The following is a 20,223-nucleotide window of genomic DNA, read 5'->3' as shown; positions in this document are numbered from 1 at the left end:
TCACACCTTTCCGGAATGGCGGGCAATCACAGCCTCGGCCTCTGGAAGCGCTTGCGGCGTTCCCACCGTAATCCATTCGCCATCCATGACGAGGCCGAAAAGCCGGCCCCTGGCGATCGCCCTGTCGAAATAGATGTTGAGGTTGAAGGCGTCATCCGGCGCGTCCTCGAGCAGCGAGGAATGCAGCACGATCGCGCCGGCATAGACCACCGGGTTACCGCCATCGACATACCGGCTCAGCCGCCCGTCCGGATCGAGTTGGAAATCCCGCTTGCCGTTATGACCGGTCGTGCGTTCCAGCGGCACGCAGAGCAGTGCCATATCCATCCGCTCGGGATCGAAGAATCCGGCTAATTTCTGCAGGTTGTTGGGGGTGCCCTGCTTCTCGCCGATCCAGAACAGATCGGCATTCATCACATAGGTGATGCCGGGAGGAAGCAGCGCGAGACCCTTCTTGAGGCCCCCGCCGGAATTCATCAGCTTGGCGCGCTCGTCGGAAATGAGGATCTCGAGCCGTGGATAGGCTAAAAGATGCGCCTCCATACGGTCGGCAAAATGATGCACGTTGACGACGGCGCTGGTCACCCCGGCATCCGCCAGCGCATCGAGCCCGTAGTCGATCATCGGTTTTCCGGCGACCGGCACCAGCGGTTTTGGCATCGTGTCGGTGATCGGCCTCAGGCGCGTGCCAAGCCCGGCGGCAAGCACGACGGCCTGCGTGAGTGGAACCAAAGTCATCATCGAAGCCGTATTTATGATTCGGAAAAGTCTATTCCAGCCCGTGCGCACCAATCGCGCAAGGGGGCGAGCGCCTCATGGCTAAGCGCCGTGGAAAGATGACGCAATGTGCGCGGCATGTGCTGAAGATATTGCGGCTTGCCGTCACGCTCTTTCAATCGCACCCACAGACCGCCAAGCTTGCAGTTCCGCTGCGCCGCCATGATCGCCCAGGATTTGAGAAAGCCGGCTTCATCGAAATCACCCAGTGATCGACGCAGCGTCAGATAGTCGATCATCATCTGGTCGGCCAGCGCCTTCGGAATATCGACACGCGCGTCCTGCACGATCGAGGCAAGATCATAGGCAGTCGGCCCGATCATCGCATCCTGGAAATCGATCAGCCCAACCCGGCGCACACCGGCTTGCTCTGGCTGCCAGATGATGTTGGGCGAATGGAAATCACGCAGCAGCAGGTTCTTTTCCGCGCTCTGAAGTTTGCCGATCAGCCCGTCCCAGATCGCAAGATAATCCTGTCGCTCTTGCTCGCTCGGCTGTTCACCGCGTTTCCACGGCAGATACCAGTCGAGCAGCAGCCGGGCCTCCATCTTCATCGCGGTCGGATCGAAATCCGGCATGTGATGGATCGGGCCGCCTTCGATCGGCAGTTCCTGCTGCATCGCGTGGCCGTGCAGATAACCGAGGCAGACGACGCTTTCGCGATAACGATCCTCGATCGGCCTGCCACCTTCATCCAGCACGCCTTCCTGGCCGAGATCTTCGATGAGCAATATGCCCTGGTCGTAATCGACCTGCAGCACTTCCGGTGCCGTCAGGCCGATGCCGCGCAAATATTGCGAGATCGCCACGAAAGGATAGGCATCCTTCGCAATATGGGCGACCTTGGGATAGGGCTTTCCGTCCAGAACCGGCGGACCTTCCGGCCGCTTGGGCCAGTCCATCAACACCAGTGTTTCGCCGGTCGCGGTCGTCACACTTTCATAGGCCCGCATCGACGCGTCGCCGGTCAGAAACCTGCGGCTCGCACCGGCATAGCCGCGTGAATCGAGAAATTCGCGGATCGCCAGCACGCGGCTTATGCGCGAAAGGGCAGGGCCCCGCGCCGTGATCGTCACCCGGCGTCCCGTGCCCTCATGCGCAAGCTTCATCACGATCCGATCGGTGGGCAGAAGATCGCCGGCCATTTCCGGCCATTCGACCAGGCAGATGCCGGATGACAGTGCTTCGTCGAAACCGAGTTCGTCGAGTTCGCAGGAATCACCCAGCCGGTAGAGATCGAAATGCGCGATCGGAATGCGCAGCTCGTCATAGGATTGCACGAGCGTGAAGGTCGGGCTCGGCACTTCCAGATCGACGTCATCGGCCACCGCACGGATCAGCGCCCGAGCAAAAGTCGATTTACCGGCGCCGAGATCGCCCGAAAGCGCCACGCAATCGCCCGGCTTCAGCGCCAGTGCCAGATCCTCGCCGAACTCTATCGTATCCCGCTCACCGGCAAGGATCAGCGTCAGCGACTGGCCGTCACTCATTCGGCCGCGACCGAGTGGAATGAAGCATTGGTCGGAATGCGGCAGGTGACGGTCGTGCCTTCACCGGCCCGGCTATCGATCGAGACATCGCCATTATGCAGGTGGACGAAGCTTTCGACGATCGAAAGGCCAAGGCCCGCACCGCTGCGCTTGCCATCCTTGGCCTGCGCCTTGAAGCGGTCGAACACGGTCTTCAGCATGTCCGGAGGAATGCCGGGGCCGCGATCGCGCACCGAGAAGAACACGTTTGCCGCATCGCGCCAGCAATTCAGCGTGATCGTCGAGTTCTCCGGCGAGAAATTCGTCGCATTGGTCAGAAGCTTGATCAGGATCTGCTTCAGCCGCTGCTGGTCCGCCACGATCGTGCCCATTCCGGCGGGCGCGATGATTTCCAGCGTCATGTTGTTTTCCTGCAGCCGGTCGGCGATCTGCATCGCCACATCGTCCAGCAGGTCCTCGATCGCCAGCTCGGAATAGTTCAGTTCCATGATGCCCGCATCGACGGTCGCGAGATCGAGAATGTCGTTGACGATGGTCAGCAGCACCGACGACGAGGTGGAGATATGGTCGATATATTCGGCCTGCCGCTCGTTCAGCGTGCCGATGCCAGGCGTCTTCAGGAGATCGGTAAAGCCGATGATATTGGTCAGCGGCGAACGCAGCTCGTAGGAAACGTGCTGCACGAAATCGTTCTTCAGCTCGTCGGCCTTGCGCAGCGCCTCGTTCTTTTCCTTCAGCGCCGTTTCGGCCTGCACGCTGGCCGTCTTGTCGACAAAGGTCAGCATAGTTTGTGCATTCGGCAGAGGTGTGACCGCGTAATCGAGGATCAGTCCGGTATAAAGCTGGAACTTGCCGTCGAGTGTTGGTCTCTCGTCATCGAAAGCGGTAAGCGCCTGCGCAAACCTGCGCCAGCCGTCCGGTTCGGCATAGGAGGCGGCACATGCAGCCTCGATCGTCTTGATATGGGTGCCGGGTTCCGCCTGTTCGGTGGTAATGCCCCAGAGAGCACGGAAGGCCGGGTTCGACAGCCGGATGCGGCCATCGGGACCAAACACCGCCACGCCTTCGGTCAGGTGATCGATCGTCTCGCCCTGAACCCGAACCAGCGTATTGTAGCGTGCCTCGAGATCCACCTGTTCGGTGAGGTTTTCGAATACCCAGGTCGCGCCGCCCTGCGGGTGTGCGGTGGCGATGACGCGCAGCGTCTGGCCGTTCGGCAGATGCCAGGTATCCGTCTTGGTATCAAGCGACTGGTAGACGGCGAGCGCCGTGTCCTTCCAGTTCCGCCAGTTCAGCTGTTCCGGCAGTTTGCCGTTCGTGCGCAGCCGATCCAGCAGCTCGCTGTTATCCGGCTTCGATTCCAGGAACGGCAGATCCAGATCCCAGAGCTGCATGAAGGCCTGATTGTAGAACTGCAGGCGGCGCTGGCTGTCGAAGATCGCCACCGGTGTTGCCAGATGATCGAGCGTTTCGGCATGACTTTTCAGCGTCCGCTTCAGCTCCTCGCGCACGGCCTCTGCCTCGGACACGTCGATCGCCATGCCGGCCGAACCGTCGGTCGTCACCACATCGACGACATCCAGCACGGTGCGATTACCATGAACGACGGTCGAAAGTCGGTCATGGTAAGGCGATGTGACGGTGGCCTTGGCCCGGATCATCTCGCGGCTGACCGTGCCGAGCAGTTCGCGGCCTTCTTCCACGGCGCGTGCAGAGCTTATCGCATCGACGGCCTCGCCATAGGCGTGATTGACCCAGGCAAGCTTGCCCTGTGCATCACGGCGCCAGACCGGCTGTTCGATCGTATCCAGCAGGGATTCGAACATCGAGATCGAGCTTCCCAGCCGATCGCGCTCGATCTTCAGTTCGGCAAGTTCCGCCCGCAGATTGTTGAGTGCGAGGAAACGCACGAAAGCCTTGCCGCCCGAAACTCGGCCCTGAACCTCAAGCACTTCGTCTCTGGCGGTCTCGATCACCATGTCGAAGCTGCGTGCATTGCTTCTAAGCTCGTCGATCGCCTTTTCGAGTTCCGCAGCGGAACCCGGACGAAGCCAGCGGCCGAAAGCGAGGAACTCATTATCCGCCTGCGGAGCGCCTGTCTCGACAGGCAGATGGCCCAGGAGTTCTGCTTTGAATGCGCCGCTTTCCCAGACCACGATGCGCCGGTTCTTGTCGGCGATCAGCGCCTCGTATTTAGAAATCCGCTGCTGCGCTTCAGATAGCGCGCCGCGCATTTCTTCGGTCTCGACTTCCATATTGCCGCGCTGGCGCACCAGCCAGACGGTCGAAAGCAGCGCAGCACCCAGCGCACCGATGACGACCGAGGAAACGATGACCTGCGCCGAGGAGAACAGCTGCACAGCCGTTTCCTCCTGCGCAAAGGCAGCAGTCGGCAATGCGACCAGCGCCGTCCCTGAAAGAAGGGAACGGGCGATCCGCTTAAGCCGGATATAGGTTTTTCTGCCGTATCCGCCATTCGCGAAATACGGGTTTCCAAAAGCGCGCATGCGCAAGCCAGAAACTGGATCGGCCTGCTTTGACAGGCTCGTTTTTTTTACCGCCATGACCGGTGTGTCTCCGTCCAATTGCCGCTCATCGACAAGACATACCACTTCGCACCTTGCCCGAAGCCGAATGGCCGAGAGGTCGAATCAAGTCCCAAAACAATACGTGTTCGGCGGATAGGCGGGAAGGGATGAAGGCAAAAAAGAAGCCGCAGGCCTTTGTCAAGGCTGCGGCTACAAGATGTTGTGGATTAACCGGCTAGCTATTAGTAGCGGTAGTGGTCAGCCTTGAATGGGCCCTGGGCCGGAACGCCGATATAGGCGGCCTGCTCATCGGAAAGCACCGAAAGCTTCACGCCGAGCTTGTCGAGATGCAGGCGAGCGACCTTCTCGTCGAGATGCTTCGGCAGGATGTAGACCTCGTTCTTGTACTCGCCCTGCTTGGTGAACAGTTCGATCTGGGCCAGCGTCTGGTTGGTGAACGAAGCGGACATGACGAAGGACGGGTGACCGGTCGCGTTGCCGAGGTTCAAGAGACGGCCTTCCGAAAGAAGGATCATCCGGTTGCCCTTCGGGAACTCGATGATATCGACCTGCGGCTTGACGTTGGTCCACTTGAGGTTCTTCAGAGCAGCGACCTGGATCTCGTTGTCGAAGTGACCGATATTGCCGACGATCGCCATGTCCTTCATCTCGCGCATATGCTCGATGCGGATGACGTCCTTGTTGCCGGTCGTGGTGATGAAGATATCGGCAGACGATACGACGTCTTCGAGCGTGACGACCTCAAAGCCGTCCATGGCGGCCTGCAATGCGCAGATCGGGTCGACTTCGGTAACCTTGACGCGGGCGCCGGCACCCTGAAGCGAAGCGGCAGAACCCTTGCCCACGTCGCCGTAACCGCAGACGACTGCAACCTTGCCGGCCATCATCACATCGGTGCCGCGGCGAATGCCGTCGACCAGCGATTCCTTGCAGCCATACTTGTTGTCGAACTTCGACTTGGTGACCGAGTCGTTGACGTTGATCGCCGGGAAGGGCAGCAGGCCCTTCTTGGAGAGTTCGTAGAGACGGTGAACGCCTGTCGTGGTTTCTTCGGTGACGCCCTTGATTGCGTCGCGCTGCTTGGTGAACCAGCCCGGCGAAGCCTTGAGGCGCTTGTTGATCTGCGCGAACAGGATCTCTTCTTCTTCCGAACCCGGATTGGACAGAACATCCTCGCCGGCTTCGGCGCGGGCGCCGAGCAGGATGTACATGGTGGCGTCACCGCCATCATCGAGGATCATGTTGGAGCTACCGCCATCGGTCCACTGGAAGATCTTGTCGGTATATTCCCAGTATTCGGTCAGCGACTCGCCCTTGACCGCGAAGACCGGAATGCCGGCTGCAGCGATTGCGGCTGCGGCATGGTCCTGGGTCGAGAAGATGTTGCAGGAGGCCCAGCGGATATCGGCACCGAGTTCCTTCAGCGTCTCGATAAGTACGGCCGTCTGGATCGTCATGTGCAGCGAACCGGAGATGCGGGCACCCTTGAGCGGCTTCGAAGCGCCGAACTCGCTGCGGCAGGACATCAGGCCCGGCATTTCCGTCTCGGCAATGTCCAGTTCCTTGCGGCCGTAAGCGGCAAGGTTGATATCCGCGACGATGTAGTCCTTTTCAGTGCTCATAAAGCTCTCCGATAACGTTGCATGGCGCGCAGCAGGAAAACGGGGACCCCGCTGGCTCAAACTCCCATGCGGTGTAGCAGGCTTCCCGGCCGCTTGCAACGTTGATATAAAGAGGTCTTTATATGTTTATGTGGTGCCGCTAATCAGGCTTCTTCGCCGAATTTGTTGGCGATCAGCGCTTCCAGCGCATCGAGCGCTTCTCCAGCCTGAACACCTTCGGCCGCGACGTCGATGCAACAGCCCGTGCTGGCGGCAAGCATCATCAGCCCCATGATCGAGGTGCCGCCGACGCTCATGCCGTCCTTTGAAACGGTCACCTGCGCATCAAAACCTTCGACCATCTGGACGAATTTGGCGGATGCCCGGGCATGCAGCCCGCGCTTGTTGACGATCACGAATTGGCGGGAGGGGGCAGACATTGAGCTCAGGGCCTCACTTGCCGCTCAGCACGCGGCTGGCAACGTTGATGTATTTGCGCCCGGCCTCGGATGCTTCCGCCAGAGCCTTCTCCATATTGTCCTCGCCGCGTATGCCTGCAAGCTTGATCAGCATGGGCAGGTTGACGCCGGCGATCACTTCGGTCGTGCCGCTTTCCATGACGGAGATCGAAAGATTGGATGGCGTACCGCCAAACATGTCGGTCAGGATGATGACGCCCTTGCCTGCATTGGCTCGCGCGACCGCATCGACGATATCCTGTCGCCGCTGATCCATGTCATCCTCGGGACCGATACAGACGGTTTCGATGAATTTCTGGGGTCCGACGACATGCTCCACCGCATGTCTAAACTCCTCAGCCAGCTTGCCATGGGTGACAAGCACCAGTCCGATCATGAAAATACGCCCCCTGATTTCAAAGCTCGCGGCCCATATCGTAACGCACTGGTGCCGTAAAGCGGCGGGATGCCATCTTCGCCAACTGGAAATGAAGTTCAAGTCAAAAAATCGGGCGCAGCGCTCACCAAAAAGGCGTTTCCTGCCTCCAAGCGGGCAACAGCCCCCCGATAACGGCAAGTGGATCGGCCACATTATTGGCCATTTTGACAAGTGGCAGACTGCCGATATCGCCGATTTGCCAGGATTCGTTTTCGGGCGGAAGCCGTTCGGCTTCGGAGACCGGCACAAGCTGGATGGCAAGGTCAAGCGGGGCGGAGCCGACATGATCCATTCTGACGATGCCGCTGCCGCGTAATTCCATCAGCCCGCTTATGCTCGGCGGACAGGTCGCAACGATCCGCTCCTGCTGTTGGGTCAGGAAAACCTGGTCATCCGAGATCAGCGCCGAAAAAGCCTTGGCACGGCGGGCTATGGCAAGACAGGTAAACGCCATCATCGATTTGCCGACACCCGATGGGCCGATGAAGATCAGACCGCGTTCACCCACCACAATGGCTGTGCCGTGGACGTTCCGGGTCATGCTGCATTCCCCGCAGGAAGAGAAAGGGTGAAACGTGCTCCGATCGTCTCTTGCGCCTTTCCGTGCAGGTTTTCCGCCTTCAGGCTGCCGCCATGCGCCTCGGCGATCTGGCGGCTGATGGAAAGTCCAAGACCCGAATTCTGGCCGAAGCTCTCGCCGTCCGGTCGGTCCGTATAGAAACGCTCGAAGATCCGGTCGATATTTTCTGCCTGGATGCCGGGACCATTGTCATCGACCGTGATGACCACCTTTTCCTTGTTGCGGGTGAGGCGGATGAAAAGCCGGCCGCCTTTCTCGGGCACGAAGGAGCGAGCATTTTCGATCAGGTTGGTGACGATCTGCCCGAGACGCAGGTCGTGGCCGTTGACCACATAGATATGCCGATCGCCGCCCTTGTGATCGATGGCAAGATCGATCTCGACCGGTTTGCGCCCGCTGCGGATCTGCCGGGAAATATCGACCAGATTGCTCAGCAGTGTCTCCATGTCGACCGGCGCCGAATCCGTGCGAGCAAGTTCCGCATCCAGACGAGATGCATCGGAAATATCGCTGATGAGACGATCCAGCCGGCGCACGTCATGGAAGATGATTTCCGTCAGCCGTCGTTTCGAATCCTCGGATTTCGCCAGCGGTAGTGTTTCGACAGCGCTGCGCAGCGAGGTCAGCGGGTTCTTCAATTCGTGGCTGACATCGGCGGCAAAGCTCTCGATTGCGTCAATGCGGTCGTAAAGCGCATTGGTCATGTCACGCACTGCGATGGACAGGTTGCCGATTTCATCCTGGCGATAGGAGAAGTCCGGAATCTCCTCACGCTGCTTGGCACCGCGGCGCACCCGGATGGCGGCCGCAGAAAGGCGGCGCAGCGGATTTGCGATCGTTGACGACAGAAGCAGCGACAGCACGATATTAACGAGCGTCGCCACGCCGAAGACGCGCATGATGGCAAGACGTTCGGCGTGAACGATCTTGTCGATATCGCCGGCCTGTGTCGACAGAAGCAAAACGCCGAGAACCGCCCGGAAGCGCTGGACAGGAACCGCGACGGAAACGATCAGTTCGCCGCGCTCGGTAATACGCACCAGCGCGCCGCGAACACCGGTCAGCGCATTCATCACTTCCGGATAGATCGAGCCATCGCCGCCCGGCGCTTCCTTGTAGATCGGCAGGTTGCCAGGCTGGAGCAGCCGGTTGAACATGCCCGACATCCACTCGCTCCAGGTCTGCGTCTCGTTCTCGACCGGTGGCAGATCGTAGCGAAGAACCTGTCCGCGGGAATAGAGATGCCGCGAATCGAGTAGCAGGTTGGCATCCGCATCGAACAGGCGGGCGCGTGTTCTGGTGGGAGAAATCAGTCGTCGAAGTACTGGCGCAACGCGCTCCGGATCTATCGGAAAATCGAGATCCTCATCGTTCGGCACCGGCGTGATGCTTTGCCCGGCTTGCAGTTCCAGCAGCTTTTCGGGGTCGATAGTGATCGAATTCGTGTCGACGGAGGCGGATGCCGAAATTGCGGCTGAAATGATCTCGCCCTGGGTCAGAAGGCTTTCTACGCGGGCGTCGATCAGCCCCTCGCGGAATTGGTTCAGGTAGAGGATGCCGGCCACGAGAACGACAGTCGCGGCGATATTGAAGAATAGGATACGCCGTGTAAGGCTCGAAAACACGGCATGGCCAAACAGTCGCCGGATGATGGTGAAGACATGCGGCCAGTGCCGGCGCGCCTTGGGCTTCGCCGGTGCCGTCTCCGTTTCGTGGTTTTCGAGCAGTCTGTCTGCCACGTCTTATCCTTCCACCGGGCCAGTCTATCGCTGACCCGGTCGTGGCTTCAAGTTAACCTGTTGTAACGCGACGCGTCAGGCTGCTTCGCGGAAGCGATAGCCGACACCGTAAAGCGTTTCGATCATGTCGAAATCCGTGTCAACCATCTTGAACTTCTTGCGCAGTCGCTTGATGTGGCTGTCGATCGTGCGGTCGTCGACATAGACCTGCTCATCATAGGCTGCATCCATCAGCGCATCGCGGCTCTTCACAACGCCGGGGCGTTGGGCCAGCGAGTGCAGAATAAGGAACTCCGTGACCGTAAGCGTCACGGGCTCGCCTTTCCAGGTGCAGGTATGCCGCTCTTGGTCCATTGCCAGTTGCCCGCGCTCCAAAGTACGGGCGGCGATCTGGTCGGCCGTGGGCTTCATGCCCGGCGCCTGAAGATCACGGCTTCCGGCGCGGCGCAAAATGGCCTTCACCCGCTCCACCAGAAGGCGCTGCGAGAACGGCTTGGTGATGAAATCGTCGGCGCCCATCTTGAGACCGAACAATTCATCGATTTCCTCATCCTTCGAGGTGAGGAAGATAACCGGAAGGTCCGATTTCTGCCGCAGGCGGCGCAGAAGCTCCATGCCGTCCATGCGTGGCATCTTGATGTCGAAAATGGCAAGCTGCGGTGGGCGGGCGACCAGACCGTCCAGCGCCGATGCGCCGTCCGTATAAGTCTCGACCTTGTAGCCCTCCGCCTCGAGCGCGATCGACACCGAAGTCAGAATATTTCGGTCATCGTCTACGAGCGCGATTGTCTGCATACCGTCCATCTCCATTGCCATTTCGTGCGCATCTCCAGGTAATGACTTCTCGCCAACCCCTAGCCCTCGCCATGCGCTTCATGAGGAGAAAGGTGGAACAAATTGTGGCAAAGTTAAAGGGTGGCGATTTGCTTTCCTGTTCGATGGCGCGTCTCAATGCCTCAAAACTGCCTATTATCAAGCGCATTAAAACGTTCGGCTAACCGATTTAAAAAGAAATAAATTTCTTTAAATCGATTAAATAATTGATTTCGTTGATATATTCTATTGCTCTCGCTTGCCGTTTTGAAAAACAGCAACTAGGTTCACGCCTCAATACCAATCCCGTCAATTGTAACCTGAGGTGAGCGCGTATGGAGCAGCTTGGACTTTATAACCCGGCAAATGGCGTAGCAGCGATCGGCCTCGATAAGGTTTCTCGCGTCAACTACAACCTGTCTGAGGTCGAGCTTTACGAAGAAGCCATTCGCCGCGGCGAGGCCGATCTGACCGCCGATGGCGCGTTGCGCGCTGTCACTGGCCAGCACACCGGCCGCTCGCCGAAGGACAAGTTCGTCGTGCGCGATGCCGTGACCGAAGACAAGATCTGGTGGGATAATAACAAGCCCATGTCTCCGGAGCATTTTGCCGTTCTGAAGGCCGATATGCTCGCCCATGCAGCAGGCAGGGAGCTTTTCGTCCAGGACCTGATCGGCGGAGCCGATGCCGATAACGCGCTTCCCACGCGTGTCGTCACTGAATACGCATGGCATGCGCTGTTCATCCGCAATCTTCTGATCCGCCCGAAGCGCGATACCCTCGGCTCCTTCGAACAGAAGCTGACCATAATCAACCTGCCGAGCTTCCGGGCTGATCCGGAGCGTCACGGTTGCCGTTCGGAGACCGTGATTGCCTGCGATCTCGCCAACGGCCTCGTCCTCATCGGCGGCACATCCTATGCCGGTGAGAACAAGAAGTCGGTATTCACTGTCCTCAACTACCTTTTGCCTGCCAAGGGCGTCATGCCCATGCATTGCTCGGCTAATGTCGGCGCCGAAGGCGATACCGCCGTGTTCTTCGGCCTTTCCGGCACCGGCAAGACGACGCTTTCTGCCGATCCGGCCCGCACGCTGATCGGCGATGACGAGCATGGCTGGGGCGAAAACGGAGTCTTCAACTTCGAAGGCGGCTGCTATGCCAAGGCGATCAAGCTTTCGGCCGAAGCCGAGCCTGAAATCTATGCCGCGACCCGCCGTTTCGGCACCGTGCTCGAAAATGTCGTGCTCGACGAGAACCGCGTGCCGAATTTCGACGACAATTCGCTGACGGAAAACACCCGCAGCGCCTATCCGCTGCATTTCATTCCGAACGCTTCGGAAACCGGCCTTGCGCCGCACCCGAAGACGATCATCATGCTGACGGCGGATGCCTTCGGCGTCATGCCGCCGATAGCCAGGCTGACGCCGGAACAGGCCATGTACCACTTCCTCTCCGGTTATACCGCCAAGGTCGCCGGTACGGAAAAGGGCGTAACCGAGCCGGAAGCGACCTTCTCCACCTGCTTCGGCGCTCCGTTCATGCCGCGTCATCCGGCCGAATACGGCAACCTGTTGAAGGAGTTGATCGCCAAGCACGGGGTCGATTGCTGGCTGGTCAATACCGGCTGGACCGGTGGCGCCTACGGCACCGGCCGCCGCATGCCGATCAAGGCCACCCGTGCGCTGCTGACGTCTGCCCTGAACGGCAGCCTGAAGAATGCCGAATTCCGCACCGACGCCAATTTCGGCTTCGCGGTTCCGGTTTCGGTCGATGGCGTCGAAACCGCGATCCTCGATCCGCGCTCGACCTGGGCCGACAGCCTTGCCTATGACAACCAAGCGGCAAAGCTGGTTTCGATGTTCATCAAGAACTTCGAAAAGTTCGAGGCTCACGTCGATGCCAAGGTCAAGGATGCCGCGCCTGGATTGCTGATCGCCGCCGAGTAAGCGCAAAACGTGTGATTCACGTGGAACCGTAGGTCGGGTAACACCTGACCGGCGGTTTTCTTTTGTCCACGTTTGTGGGAAAGATGCGCGCCGGAGAATATCATGGCCAGCAATCCCCTCATCATCAACAGCCGCATCACCATCGCCGCATGGGAACTGACCGAACAGTTCGTGCTGGCAGGCGGTCCCGGTGGCCAGAACGTCAACAAGGTCTCGACTGCCGTTCAGCTGTTCTTCGACCTCGTGAACTCTCCGTCGCTTCCGGATCGCGTGAAGACGAATGCCTTGAAGCTTGCCGGGAAACGGGTGTCGAAGGATGGCGTGTTGATGATAGAGGCAAGCCGCTCCCGTAGTCAGGAGCGTAACCGCGAAGATGCACGCGAAAGGCTGAAGGAACTGATCCTCGAAGCCGCCAAGCCGCCGCCGCCCGTCCGCAAGGCGACGAAACCGACGAAGGGTTCGGTGGAACGACGGCTGAAGGCGAAATCCGGCCGTTCGGATGTGAAGAAAATGCGCGGCAAGCCAACTGGCGACTGAACAGGGAGACGGATATGGCGACCTTGCTGAACGGAATTCGCCATCTGCCTGGCTATCTGGATCGTCCCGCACAGGAAAATCTGGTCGAGATCATCCGCCGGATCGTTACCGAAGCACCCCTTTATACGCCTGCCATGCCCGGTACCGGCAAGCCGATGTCGGTCAGGATGACCAATTGCGGGCAGCTAGGCTGGGTGACGGACAAGGAGCGCGGTTATCGATATCAACCCACCCACCCCCAGACGGGAAGACCCTGGCCAGCCATTCCTCCTGAATTGATGGCGTTATGGCAGAAACTGGCCGGATATTCGAAACCGCCCGAAGCCTGTCTGGTGAATTTCTATACTGACGACGCGAAGATGGGCCTGCATCAGGACAAGGATGAAAACGAGCTTGCCGCGCCCGTTCTGTCGATTTCGCTCGGCAATAGCTGCCTCTTTCGCGTCGGCGGTCTGGAGCGGAAGGATCCGACCAGTTCCTTCAAGCTGCAGAGTGGCGATATCGTGCTGCTCGGCGGGGAGGGCAGGCTCGCCTTCCATGGCGTGGACCGCCTCTATCCGGGAACTTCTACGCTGCTGAAAAACGGCGGGCGGATCAATCTGACGTTAAGGCGAGTGACCTAGTTTGGACGCCGGGCAATACCGGCAAGGGTAAAGACGTTGTGCGCGACAGGCAGGATCTTCAGTTTGCGGCGGTGATCGCTGGTTGCGGCATTCTTGTCGGCTTCGTCTATCACCTTCAACTATGGACATTCCGCCCTGATGGCTACTCGGTTCTTTCCGAGCGGCTAGCCTATTGGGATTTTACCAATCTCTGGTCGGGAGGACGGCTCGCAACCGAAGGCCGGGTGGATGCTATATTCGATGTCGAGGCCTATCGTTTGGCGCTGCGCGGATGGTTTGGCTCCGGCCTGCCGGATCAGGAGTGGAGTTATCCGCCGTCGATACTGTTGATCGGCGTTCCCCTGTCGCTTTTGCCATTGCCATTGGCCTACGGCATCTGGACGGTGGCAACATTGGCTTGTCTCTATCTGGCCGTGAAGAACCTGAGGCTTCCAGCCATTGTGACACTGGCGTTGCTTTTCTCGCCTGCCGCGGTGATGAACTCGATTTTCGGCCAGAACGGCGCTCTCACAGCTGCACTTCTCATCGGCACTTTGCTTCTCCTGCCCCACCGGCCCGTTTTGGCGGGCATTCTGGCCGGCCTGCTTACGATCAAGCCGCATCTCGGTTTGTTGTTGCCATTCTGTTTTCTGGCAGCAGGGCAATACCGGGCCATCATGGCGGCGATCCTCACCACGATCGTGCTCATCGTCCTGACGGGCCTGCTATTTGGTTTCGAGGTATGGACCGGCTTTTTCAAAGAGACCGGACCTCTCATGCGGAAAATCATGGAGGCGGACTATCCGCAACCCTATCACAAAAATGCCCTGACGGCCTTCATTCTGGGCCGATGGCTGGGGTTTGGTATCGCGGGGGCCTATTTTCTACAGGCTCTCGTAACCTTGTTGGCGATTATAGCCTCAGTTCGGATCTGGCGACCCGAGTTCATGATGGACAATCGCCTGCGCGCCCTTCTGACAGGCGTTCTGGCAATTCTCGCCACACCCTACGCATATTCCTACGATGCAATACCCTATTGCCTTGCCGTGGCCTGTTTTTTCCTCGCCGATCGGCGTTTGCCACGCTGGCCGATCGCGGTGGCGTATCTTTGGCCGCTTTTCCTGCATGTCCTCAATGGCCAGGGCATCGGCATAGGGATCTTGCCGCCGGCCGTTTTCGCAGGCGCGATGGTCAGACTGGCAATAGTGGACGACAGGTCGACAAGAAAACGCACGAATCTAGCGCTCTCTAAAGCTTCCTGAGCGAGACCGTCTCGATGAAATGATTGCGGCTCTTGCGCAGGATGATGTCGGCGCGGGGACGGGTTGGGATAATGTTCTGGCGAAGGTTTTTGAGGTTGATGTTTTCCCAAAGCCCTTCGGCGACGGCCAATGCCGCATCCGTGTCGATCGCCGCATATTTCTTGAAGAACGATGTCGGATCGCGGAAAGCGGTCTCGCGCAACTTCATGAAGCGCTGCACATACCACTGATGGATTTGCTCTTCGTCCGCATCGATATAGATCGAGAAGTCGAAGAAATCCGAAACGATCGGCACGATCTTGCCGTCCGCCGGCAGCGGCCGCGATTGCAGCACGTTGATGCCTTCGAAGATCAGGATGTCCGGTCGGTCAACAAGCGTATGCGCGTCGGGCAGGACATCATAGGTCAGGTGCGAATATTGCGGCGCCCTGACATTCGGCTCGCCGGCCTTGATCGCCGAAAGAAACCGCAGAATCTGGCCGACGTCATAGCTTTCCGGAAAACCCTTGCGCTGCATCAGGCCGTCGCGCTGAAGCACGGCGTTCGGATAGAGAAAGCCGTCCGTGGTGATCAGGTCCACCTTCGGGCTCGATGGCCAGCGCGCTAGCAGTTCCTTCAGCACACGTGCCGTCGTCGATTTGCCGACTGCAACCGATCCGGCAATGCCGATGATGAAAGGCGTCTTGGAAACGTCGGGCAGGCTCAAAAACCGGTTTCGCTGCCGAAACAGTTGCTGCGACGCCTCGACATGGGTCGACAGAAGGCGCGACAACGACAGATAGATCTGCCGAACCTCATCAATATTGATCGGATCGTCCAGCGAGCGCAGGCGCGCGATTTCATCGGATGTCAGCGTCAGTGGCGTATCGGCGCGAAACTTGGCCCACTCGTTCGCTGTAAAGTGATGATAAGGAGAATAATACTCTGTCATCGGGCTGACTTCCGACACTTCGACGGGCTGCGGTGCGCTACTCATGACTTGGGCCGGCTCGCCTTTTCCTGCAGTCCAGATTGCGCGGTCCTGCGTTGAAGTTCGTCCAGCACATCCTGCAATGGAATCCCTGCAATATTCAATACGACTAACAGATGATAGAGCAGGTCGGCGCTTTCGGAGGCGAGGTCCTTTTTGTCTTGGGCAAGCGCGGCAATTACCGTCTCCACCGCCTCCTCGCCAAGCTTCTTGGCGGCTTTGGTCTGGCCCGCCGCGGCAAGTTTCGCTGTCCAGGATTCGTCCGGCGAAGCTTTCGCCCGTGCCGCGACGATCTTTTCGAGATCGCTGAGAGTGAATTCGCTCAAGTCTTTGTCCTCCGGTCCCGAAACTCAGTCGAGACGCATGGCGATGCCGTGATCAGCCATATAGCGTTTTGCCTCTCCGACCGTATAGGTGCCGAAGTGGAAAATCGATGCGGCGAGAACCGCCGTCGCATGACCTTGTTTGACGCCAGCCACGAGATCGTCGAGATCCCCGACGCCGCCCGATGCAATCACTGGCACGCGCACCGAGTCCGCAATCGCGCGGGTCAGCTCCAGATCGTAGCCGACCTTGGTGCCGTCACGGTCCATCGAGGTGACCAGCAACTCTCCGGTCCCGCGCTCGACCATGCGCCGGGCAAAATCGACGGCGTCGATCCCCGTCGGGTTACGGCCGCCATGGGTGAAGATTTCCCAACGGTTCGCTTCGCCCGCTGCTGAAACCTTCTTGGCATCGATCGACACGACGATGCACTGGTTGCCGAACTTGTCGGCGGCCTCAGCGACGAAATCGGGATTGTTCACCGCTGCCGAATTAATCGACACCTTGTCGGCCCCGGCCAGCAGCAGCTTGCGAATATCGCTAACCGCGCGCACGCCGCCACCGACGGTAAGCGGCATGAAGCAATGGTCTGCCGTGCGCGCCACGACATCGAATATCGTCTCGCGATTGTCGGAAGAGGCGGTGATGTCGAGAAAGCAGAGCTCGTCCGCACCGGCCAGATCATAGGCCTTGGCCGCTTCTACGGGATCGCCGGCATCGACCAGATCGAGAAAGTTGACGCCCTTGACGACGCGGCCGTCCTTCACGTCGAGGCAGGGGATGACGCGGGCTTTGAGGGTCATGCTGCACGACCTTTCGCGGCGCGGATCAGCGCCAGTGCTTCGGTGGGATCGATACGGCCGTCATAAAGCGCGCGACCGGAAATCGCACCTTCGAGGCGGGCCGCATCCGGCTCGAGCATCCGGCTGATATCGTCGAGCGAGGCAAGCCCGCCCGAGGCGATAACCGGAATGGAAACGGAATTCGCAAGTTCCAGCGTCGAAGCCCAGTTGATGCCGGCCAGAATGCCATCGCGGTCGATATCGGTATAGATGATCGCGGACACGCCGGCGCCTTCGAATTTCTTCGCAAGCTCGATGACGCCGAGTTCGGACGCTTCCGCCCAGCCTTCGACCGCCACCTTGCCGCCCTTGGCGTCGATGCCGACGGCGACCTTGCCCGGAAACTGTTTGCAGGCCTCGATGACCAGCGCCGGATCACGCACGGCAACGGTGCCGAGGATCACCCGCTCCAAGCCTCTGGAAAGCCAGCTTTCGATATGATCGAGCGTGCGGATACCGCCGCCGAGCTGCACCGGGTTCTTCGTCGCTTTCAGGATTGCATCGACTGCCGCGCCATTGACGCTCTCGCCGGCAAAGGCGCCGTTGAGATCGACCACATGCAGCCACTCGAACCCCTGGTCCTCGAAGGCTTTCGCCTGGGCGCCGGGGTCCGGATTATAGACGGTCGCCTGCTCCATGTCGCCGAGCTTGAGGCGCACGCACTGACCGTCCTTGAGATCGATAGCCGGGAAAAGGATCATCTTCTTGGTCCTTGGATAGATGCGCGAGCCTTACGGCTTCCAGCGCAGGAAGTTGGAAATCAGGGCGAGGCCGAGCTTCTGGCTCTTTTCCGGGTGAAACTGCGAACCCGCCATGTTGTCGCGCCCGACGAATGCCGTCATCGCCCCGCCATATTCGGTCGTGGCGATCACTTCGGCCGGATTGGTCGCGGCAAGATGGTAGGAATGGACGAAATAGGCATGCAACCCGTCCGGCCCGGTGGGAATGCCATCGAACAGCGGGTGAGGCGTGGCAAGTTCCAGCGTATTCCAGCCGATCTGCGGGATCTTCAGGCCCGGATCGGACGGCGTCATCTCGACGACATCGCCCTTGATCCAGCCAAGCCCCTCGGTCGTGGTCTTTTCCAAGCCACGGGATGACATCAGTTGCATGCCGACACAAATACCGAGAAAGGGTCGTGCCTTGGTTTCGACCGCTTCGACAAGCGCTTCGTTCATGCCCGAAACGGCCTTGAGACCGGCGCGGCAATCCGCATAGGCGCCGACACCCGGCAGCACGACGCGGTCGGCAGCGGCAACGATATCCGGCTTGTCGGTCAGCTCGATTGCAGCATCTATGCCGGCTTCGCGGGCCGCGCGTTCGAATGCCTTGGTGGCCGAGCGCAGGTTGCCCGAGCCGTAGTCAATTATTGCGACGCGCATCAGCGTCCTCCGTGATCGAAAAGTCCGAGAGCCGGACCCTGCCAACCCGAAACGGCCGGCTGTTTTGTCTTATCCCAGTTTGCTTGGGCCCAGTCCGCAGAAGAGGGCAGGGGCTGCGTCTCTTTTGGCGGCAGGGCGGAAAAATAGATCTCTTCCGCGGTCTCTCTGTCCGTCGCGCCGATCACACTTTCGAGTGTCCAGCCGCGGCGGATAAGGGAGTTGGCGTAGTGGTTGCGCCCCTCAAGCGCGACAAAGACATGTGTCGCTAAGCCGAGCAGCACTCCGCCAAGCCAGAAGCCCTGGGTGCCCATCAGCAAGGCTCCGGCGACCTGCAGCACAAGCGCGAAAATTCCCGCAAGCCAGAGCCGATGCCAGATCAGCCAGATCCAGGAAAAAACGAGCGCCATCCAGGAAAACCCGTCGGGCAGGAAAAGCGTCGAGCGGTGATCCCTGTCGGGACCATTCGGCGGTATCAGAACGAGATAGCTTCTCAAGGATGATCTCCCGGAAGCGTCAGGCAAGCGTTCCCTTGGTGGACGGAACGCGGTTGGCCTGTCGCGGATCAATTTCGGTCGCGGTGCGCAGAACGCGCGCCACGGATTTGAAGCAGGTCTCGGCGATATGATGGTTGTTGGCGCCGTAATGGTTGAGGATATGCAGGGTGATCCCGGCATTCTGCGCCAGCGCTTGGAAGAATTCGCGGACCAGTTCCGTATCGAATGTGCCGATCTTCGGTGCCGAAAACGCAACGTTCCAGACGAGGAAAGGCCGGCCCGACACGTCGATCGCAGCCTTGGTCATCGTCTCGTCCATGGCGAGATCGAGCGAGGCATAACGGGTGATGCCGCGACGGTCGCCGAGCGCCTTGGAAATCGCCTGGCCGATCGCAATCCCGGTGTCTTCCACCGTGTGATGGTCGTCGATATGCAGGTCGCCTTTGACGTCGATCTCCATGTCGATCAGCGAATGTCGCGCCAGCTGGTCGAGCATATGGTCGAAAAAGCCGACGCCCGTCGAAATCTTGGCCACGCCGGTGCCGTCCAGATTGACGGAAACGGAAACGGAGGTTTCGTTGGTCTTGCGGGAAACGCTTCCCACGCGTGCGGCTGCGGTTTCGCCCATCAGGGTCTGCTCCATGCTTTTCTCGCCGCTCCTTATCAGCCGTAAGGTGAAATATCCAGCCAAAGCACGGGCCTTTGCGACACCTTGTCGATCGAAAGCAGCGAGATTGTATTCGTCACTCGGTCACTTACATAGGTGTCAACACGATCCCGGCAAAGCCAGAGCGGTTTGGCGGGATTTCTTCGGTCCAAAAGCCCGCTTTCAAAGGGGCAGACAGGTGTATTGATGACAACGATTATTACAGTCAGGAAGGGCGGCAAGGTCGTCATGGCCGGTGACGGTCAGGTGAGCCTCGGCCAGACCGTGATGAAGGGCAATGCCCGCAAAGTGCGCCGCATCGGCAAGGGCGGTGATGTGATCGCCGGTTTCGCCGGCGCCACGGCAGATGCCTTCACGCTTCTCGACCGTCTCGAAAAGAAGCTCGAACAATATCCCGGCCAGCTTATGCGCGCCGCAGTCGAACTCGCCAAGGACTGGCGCACCGACAAATATCTTCGCAATCTTGAAGCCATGATGCTGGTCGCTGACAAGTCCACGACGCTGGCAATCACCGGTAACGGTGACGTTCTTGAGCCCGAACATGGCACGATCGCCATCGGCTCCGGCGGCAATTACGCCTTCGCTGCGGCCCGGGCGTTGATGGACAGCGAAAAGTCGGCCGAAGACGTGGCGCGCCAGGCGCTCGATATCGCTGCCGATATCTGCGTTTATACCAACCACAATCTCGTCGTCGAAACGCTCGACGCCGAGTAATTCAATCAATTCCCAAAAGGGTCCCGCGGACCGGGCC

Annotated in this window: 22 protein-coding genes; 5 read left to right on the top strand and 17 right to left on the bottom strand. The window is 59.4% G+C overall.

Annotated features, from left to right (window positions below):
• The 9 genes from GGE33_RS25345 to GGE33_RS25305 all read right to left on the bottom strand — a co-directional run bounded on the left by GGE33_RS25345 (position 1) and on the right by GGE33_RS25305 (position 10,428).
• Positions 1-738 (bottom strand): nucleotidyltransferase family protein, encoded by a 738-nt coding sequence (locus GGE33_RS25345; protein WP_183829705.1) that lies wholly within the window; start codon positions 736-738, stop codon positions 1-3.
• Between the two features lie 14 nt (positions 739-752).
• Positions 753-2,267: a tRNA (adenosine(37)-N6)-threonylcarbamoyltransferase complex ATPase subunit type 1 TsaE gene (tsaE, locus tag GGE33_RS25340; RefSeq protein WP_183829702.1), complete on the bottom strand. Its 1,515-nt coding sequence runs from the start codon at positions 2,265-2,267 to the stop codon at positions 753-755.
• Complete coding sequence (locus GGE33_RS25335) at positions 2,264-4,831, bottom strand: sensor histidine kinase (RefSeq protein ID WP_183829699.1); 2,568 nt, start codon at positions 4,829-4,831, stop codon at positions 2,264-2,266. The genes tsaE and GGE33_RS25335 overlap by 4 nt, the downstream gene beginning before the upstream one ends.
• 206 nt (positions 4,832-5,037) lie before the next feature.
• Entirely contained in the window at positions 5,038-6,438 is a 1,401-nt protein-coding gene (gene ahcY / locus GGE33_RS25330) for an adenosylhomocysteinase (RefSeq protein ID WP_183829696.1), read from the bottom strand.
• Between the two features lie 143 nt (positions 6,439-6,581).
• Positions 6,582-6,857: an HPr family phosphocarrier protein gene (locus GGE33_RS25325; RefSeq protein WP_183829693.1), complete on the bottom strand. Its 276-nt coding sequence runs from the start codon at positions 6,855-6,857 to the stop codon at positions 6,582-6,584.
• A 13-nt stretch (positions 6,858-6,870) separates the two neighbouring features.
• Positions 6,871-7,272 carry a PTS sugar transporter subunit IIA gene (locus GGE33_RS25320; RefSeq protein WP_112459233.1) on the bottom strand — a complete coding sequence of 134 codons (402 nt, stop codon included), beginning with the start codon at positions 7,270-7,272 and terminating at the stop codon, positions 6,871-6,873.
• Between the two features lie 124 nt (positions 7,273-7,396).
• Entirely contained in the window at positions 7,397-7,855 is a 459-nt protein-coding gene (locus tag GGE33_RS25315) for an HPr kinase/phosphorylase (RefSeq protein ID WP_183829690.1), read from the bottom strand.
• The gene (locus GGE33_RS25310) at positions 7,852-9,621 is read right to left on the bottom strand and encodes a stimulus-sensing domain-containing protein (protein WP_183829799.1); all 1,770 of its coding nucleotides are present in this window, start codon (positions 9,619-9,621) and stop codon (positions 7,852-7,854) included. The genes GGE33_RS25315 and GGE33_RS25310 overlap by 4 nt, the downstream gene beginning before the upstream one ends.
• 87 nt (positions 9,622-9,708) lie before the next feature.
• Positions 9,709-10,428 (bottom strand): response regulator transcription factor, encoded by a 720-nt coding sequence (locus GGE33_RS25305; RefSeq protein ID WP_112511969.1) that lies wholly within the window; start codon positions 10,426-10,428, stop codon positions 9,709-9,711.
• Positions 10,429-10,781: 353 nt separating this feature from the next.
• Here GGE33_RS25305 and GGE33_RS25300 point away from each other — a divergent pair, with 353 nt between their 5' ends.
• The 3 genes from GGE33_RS25300 to GGE33_RS25290 all read left to right on the top strand — a co-directional run bounded on the left by GGE33_RS25300 (position 10,782) and on the right by GGE33_RS25290 (position 13,552).
• Positions 10,782-12,392 carry a phosphoenolpyruvate carboxykinase gene (locus tag GGE33_RS25300; protein WP_148143845.1) on the top strand — a complete coding sequence of 537 codons (1,611 nt, stop codon included), beginning with the start codon at positions 10,782-10,784 and terminating at the stop codon, positions 12,390-12,392.
• Positions 12,393-12,494: 102 nt separating this feature from the next.
• The gene (gene arfB, locus GGE33_RS25295; protein ID WP_148143846.1) at positions 12,495-12,929 is read left to right on the top strand and encodes an alternative ribosome rescue aminoacyl-tRNA hydrolase ArfB; all 435 of its coding nucleotides are present in this window, start codon (positions 12,495-12,497) and stop codon (positions 12,927-12,929) included.
• A gap of 14 nt (positions 12,930-12,943) precedes the next feature.
• Positions 12,944-13,552 carry an alpha-ketoglutarate-dependent dioxygenase AlkB family protein gene (locus GGE33_RS25290; protein ID WP_148143847.1) on the top strand — a complete coding sequence of 203 codons (609 nt, stop codon included), beginning with the start codon at positions 12,944-12,946 and terminating at the stop codon, positions 13,550-13,552.
• On the opposite strand, the gene GGE33_RS27765 is transcribed toward GGE33_RS25290, so the two are convergent.
• A complete protein-coding gene (locus GGE33_RS27765) occupies positions 13,549-13,671 on the bottom strand; it encodes a hypothetical protein (protein WP_281388891.1) in 123 nt (40 codons plus the stop codon). The genes GGE33_RS25290 and GGE33_RS27765 overlap by 4 nt on opposite strands.
• 138 nt (positions 13,672-13,809) lie before the next feature.
• On the opposite strand from GGE33_RS27765, the gene GGE33_RS25285 reads away from it, so the two are divergent.
• Positions 13,810-14,793, top strand: a complete 984-nt coding sequence (locus GGE33_RS25285) for a glycosyltransferase family 87 protein (RefSeq protein WP_183829687.1) — start codon at positions 13,810-13,812, stop codon at positions 14,791-14,793.
• On the opposite strand, the gene coaA is transcribed toward GGE33_RS25285, so the two are convergent.
• The 7 genes from coaA to hisB are packed head-to-tail and all read right to left on the bottom strand — an operon-like array spanning position 14,780 to position 19,433.
• Positions 14,780-15,769 carry a type I pantothenate kinase gene (coaA, locus tag GGE33_RS25280; RefSeq protein WP_183829684.1) on the bottom strand — a complete coding sequence of 330 codons (990 nt, stop codon included), beginning with the start codon at positions 15,767-15,769 and terminating at the stop codon, positions 14,780-14,782. The two genes, GGE33_RS25285 and coaA, sit on opposite strands and share 14 nt — an antisense overlap.
• Positions 15,766-16,089 carry a phosphoribosyl-ATP diphosphatase gene (locus GGE33_RS25275; RefSeq protein WP_183829681.1) on the bottom strand — a complete coding sequence of 108 codons (324 nt, stop codon included), beginning with the start codon at positions 16,087-16,089 and terminating at the stop codon, positions 15,766-15,768. The genes coaA and GGE33_RS25275 overlap by 4 nt, the downstream gene beginning before the upstream one ends.
• Positions 16,090-16,113: 24 nt before the next feature.
• Positions 16,114-16,890, bottom strand: a complete 777-nt coding sequence (gene hisF / locus GGE33_RS25270) for an imidazole glycerol phosphate synthase subunit HisF (RefSeq protein WP_183829678.1) — start codon at positions 16,888-16,890, stop codon at positions 16,114-16,116.
• A complete protein-coding gene (gene hisA, locus GGE33_RS25265) occupies positions 16,887-17,630 on the bottom strand; it encodes a 1-(5-phosphoribosyl)-5-[(5-phosphoribosylamino)methylideneamino]imidazole-4-carboxamide isomerase (RefSeq protein WP_183829675.1) in 744 nt (247 codons plus the stop codon). Before hisA ends, hisF begins: the two co-directional genes overlap by 4 nt.
• Before the next feature lie 30 nt (positions 17,631-17,660).
• Positions 17,661-18,311: an imidazole glycerol phosphate synthase subunit HisH gene (gene hisH, locus GGE33_RS25260; RefSeq protein ID WP_183829672.1), complete on the bottom strand. Its 651-nt coding sequence runs from the start codon at positions 18,309-18,311 to the stop codon at positions 17,661-17,663.
• Positions 18,311-18,805, bottom strand: coding sequence for a DUF2628 domain-containing protein (locus GGE33_RS25255; RefSeq protein WP_183829669.1), 495 nt, complete (start codon positions 18,803-18,805; stop codon positions 18,311-18,313). The genes hisH and GGE33_RS25255 overlap by 1 nt, the downstream gene beginning before the upstream one ends.
• A 19-nt stretch (positions 18,806-18,824) precedes the next feature.
• A complete protein-coding gene (hisB, locus tag GGE33_RS25250) occupies positions 18,825-19,433 on the bottom strand; it encodes an imidazoleglycerol-phosphate dehydratase HisB (protein ID WP_183829796.1) in 609 nt (202 codons plus the stop codon).
• 225 nt (positions 19,434-19,658) lie between these two features.
• Here hisB and hslV point away from each other — a divergent pair, with 225 nt between their 5' ends.
• Positions 19,659-20,186: an ATP-dependent protease subunit HslV gene (hslV, locus tag GGE33_RS25245; protein WP_139679091.1), complete on the top strand. Its 528-nt coding sequence runs from the start codon at positions 19,659-19,661 to the stop codon at positions 20,184-20,186.
• Positions 20,187-20,223: the final 37 nt, after the last annotated feature.

Origin of the sequence: Aliirhizobium cellulosilyticum (genome assembly GCF_014198105.1) — a bacterium.
Classification (GTDB): domain Bacteria; phylum Pseudomonadota; class Alphaproteobacteria; order Rhizobiales; family Rhizobiaceae; genus Neorhizobium; species Neorhizobium cellulosilyticum.
This window is presented reverse-complemented; position numbering and strand designations above follow the sequence as displayed.

What these genes read in the sequence shown, in the direction of transcription:
- GGE33_RS25315 (WP_183829690.1), bottom strand. Translation starts at nt 7,855, where the DNA reads ATGACCCGGAACGTCCACGGCACAGCCATTGTGGTGGGTGAACGCGGT.
- coaA (WP_183829684.1), bottom strand. Translation starts at nt 15,769, where the DNA reads ATGAGTAGCGCACCGCAGCCCGTCGAAGTGTCGGAAGTCAGCCCGATG.
- tsaE (WP_183829702.1), bottom strand. Translation starts at nt 2,267, where the DNA reads ATGAGTGACGGCCAGTCGCTGACGCTGATCCTTGCCGGTGAGCGGGAT.
- ahcY (WP_183829696.1), bottom strand. Translation starts at nt 6,438, where the DNA reads ATGAGCACTGAAAAGGACTACATCGTCGCGGATATCAACCTTGCCGCT.
- GGE33_RS25300 (WP_148143845.1), top strand. Translation starts at nt 10,782, where the DNA reads ATGGAGCAGCTTGGACTTTATAACCCGGCAAATGGCGTAGCAGCGATC.
- hisF (WP_183829678.1), bottom strand. Translation starts at nt 16,890, where the DNA reads ATGACCCTCAAAGCCCGCGTCATCCCCTGCCTCGACGTGAAGGACGGC.
- hisA (WP_183829675.1), bottom strand. Translation starts at nt 17,630, where the DNA reads ATGATCCTTTTCCCGGCTATCGATCTCAAGGACGGTCAGTGCGTGCGC.
- GGE33_RS25335 (WP_183829699.1), bottom strand. Translation starts at nt 4,831, where the DNA reads ATGGCGGTAAAAAAAACGAGCCTGTCAAAGCAGGCCGATCCAGTTTCT.
- GGE33_RS25305 (WP_112511969.1), bottom strand. Translation starts at nt 10,428, where the DNA reads ATGCAGACAATCGCGCTCGTAGACGATGACCGAAATATTCTGACTTCG.
- GGE33_RS25290 (WP_148143847.1), top strand. Translation starts at nt 12,944, where the DNA reads ATGGCGACCTTGCTGAACGGAATTCGCCATCTGCCTGGCTATCTGGAT.
- hisB (WP_183829796.1), bottom strand. Translation starts at nt 19,433, where the DNA reads ATGGGCGAAACCGCAGCCGCACGCGTGGGAAGCGTTTCCCGCAAGACC.
- hslV (WP_139679091.1), top strand. Translation starts at nt 19,659, where the DNA reads ATGACAACGATTATTACAGTCAGGAAGGGCGGCAAGGTCGTCATGGCC.
- GGE33_RS25345 (WP_183829705.1), bottom strand. Translation starts at nt 738, where the DNA reads ATGACTTTGGTTCCACTCACGCAGGCCGTCGTGCTTGCCGCCGGGCTT.
- GGE33_RS25325 (WP_183829693.1), bottom strand. Translation starts at nt 6,857, where the DNA reads ATGTCTGCCCCCTCCCGCCAATTCGTGATCGTCAACAAGCGCGGGCTG.
- arfB (WP_148143846.1), top strand. Translation starts at nt 12,495, where the DNA reads ATGGCCAGCAATCCCCTCATCATCAACAGCCGCATCACCATCGCCGCA.
- GGE33_RS25320 (WP_112459233.1), bottom strand. Translation starts at nt 7,272, where the DNA reads ATGATCGGACTGGTGCTTGTCACCCATGGCAAGCTGGCTGAGGAGTTT.
- hisH (WP_183829672.1), bottom strand. Translation starts at nt 18,311, where the DNA reads ATGCGCGTCGCAATAATTGACTACGGCTCGGGCAACCTGCGCTCGGCC.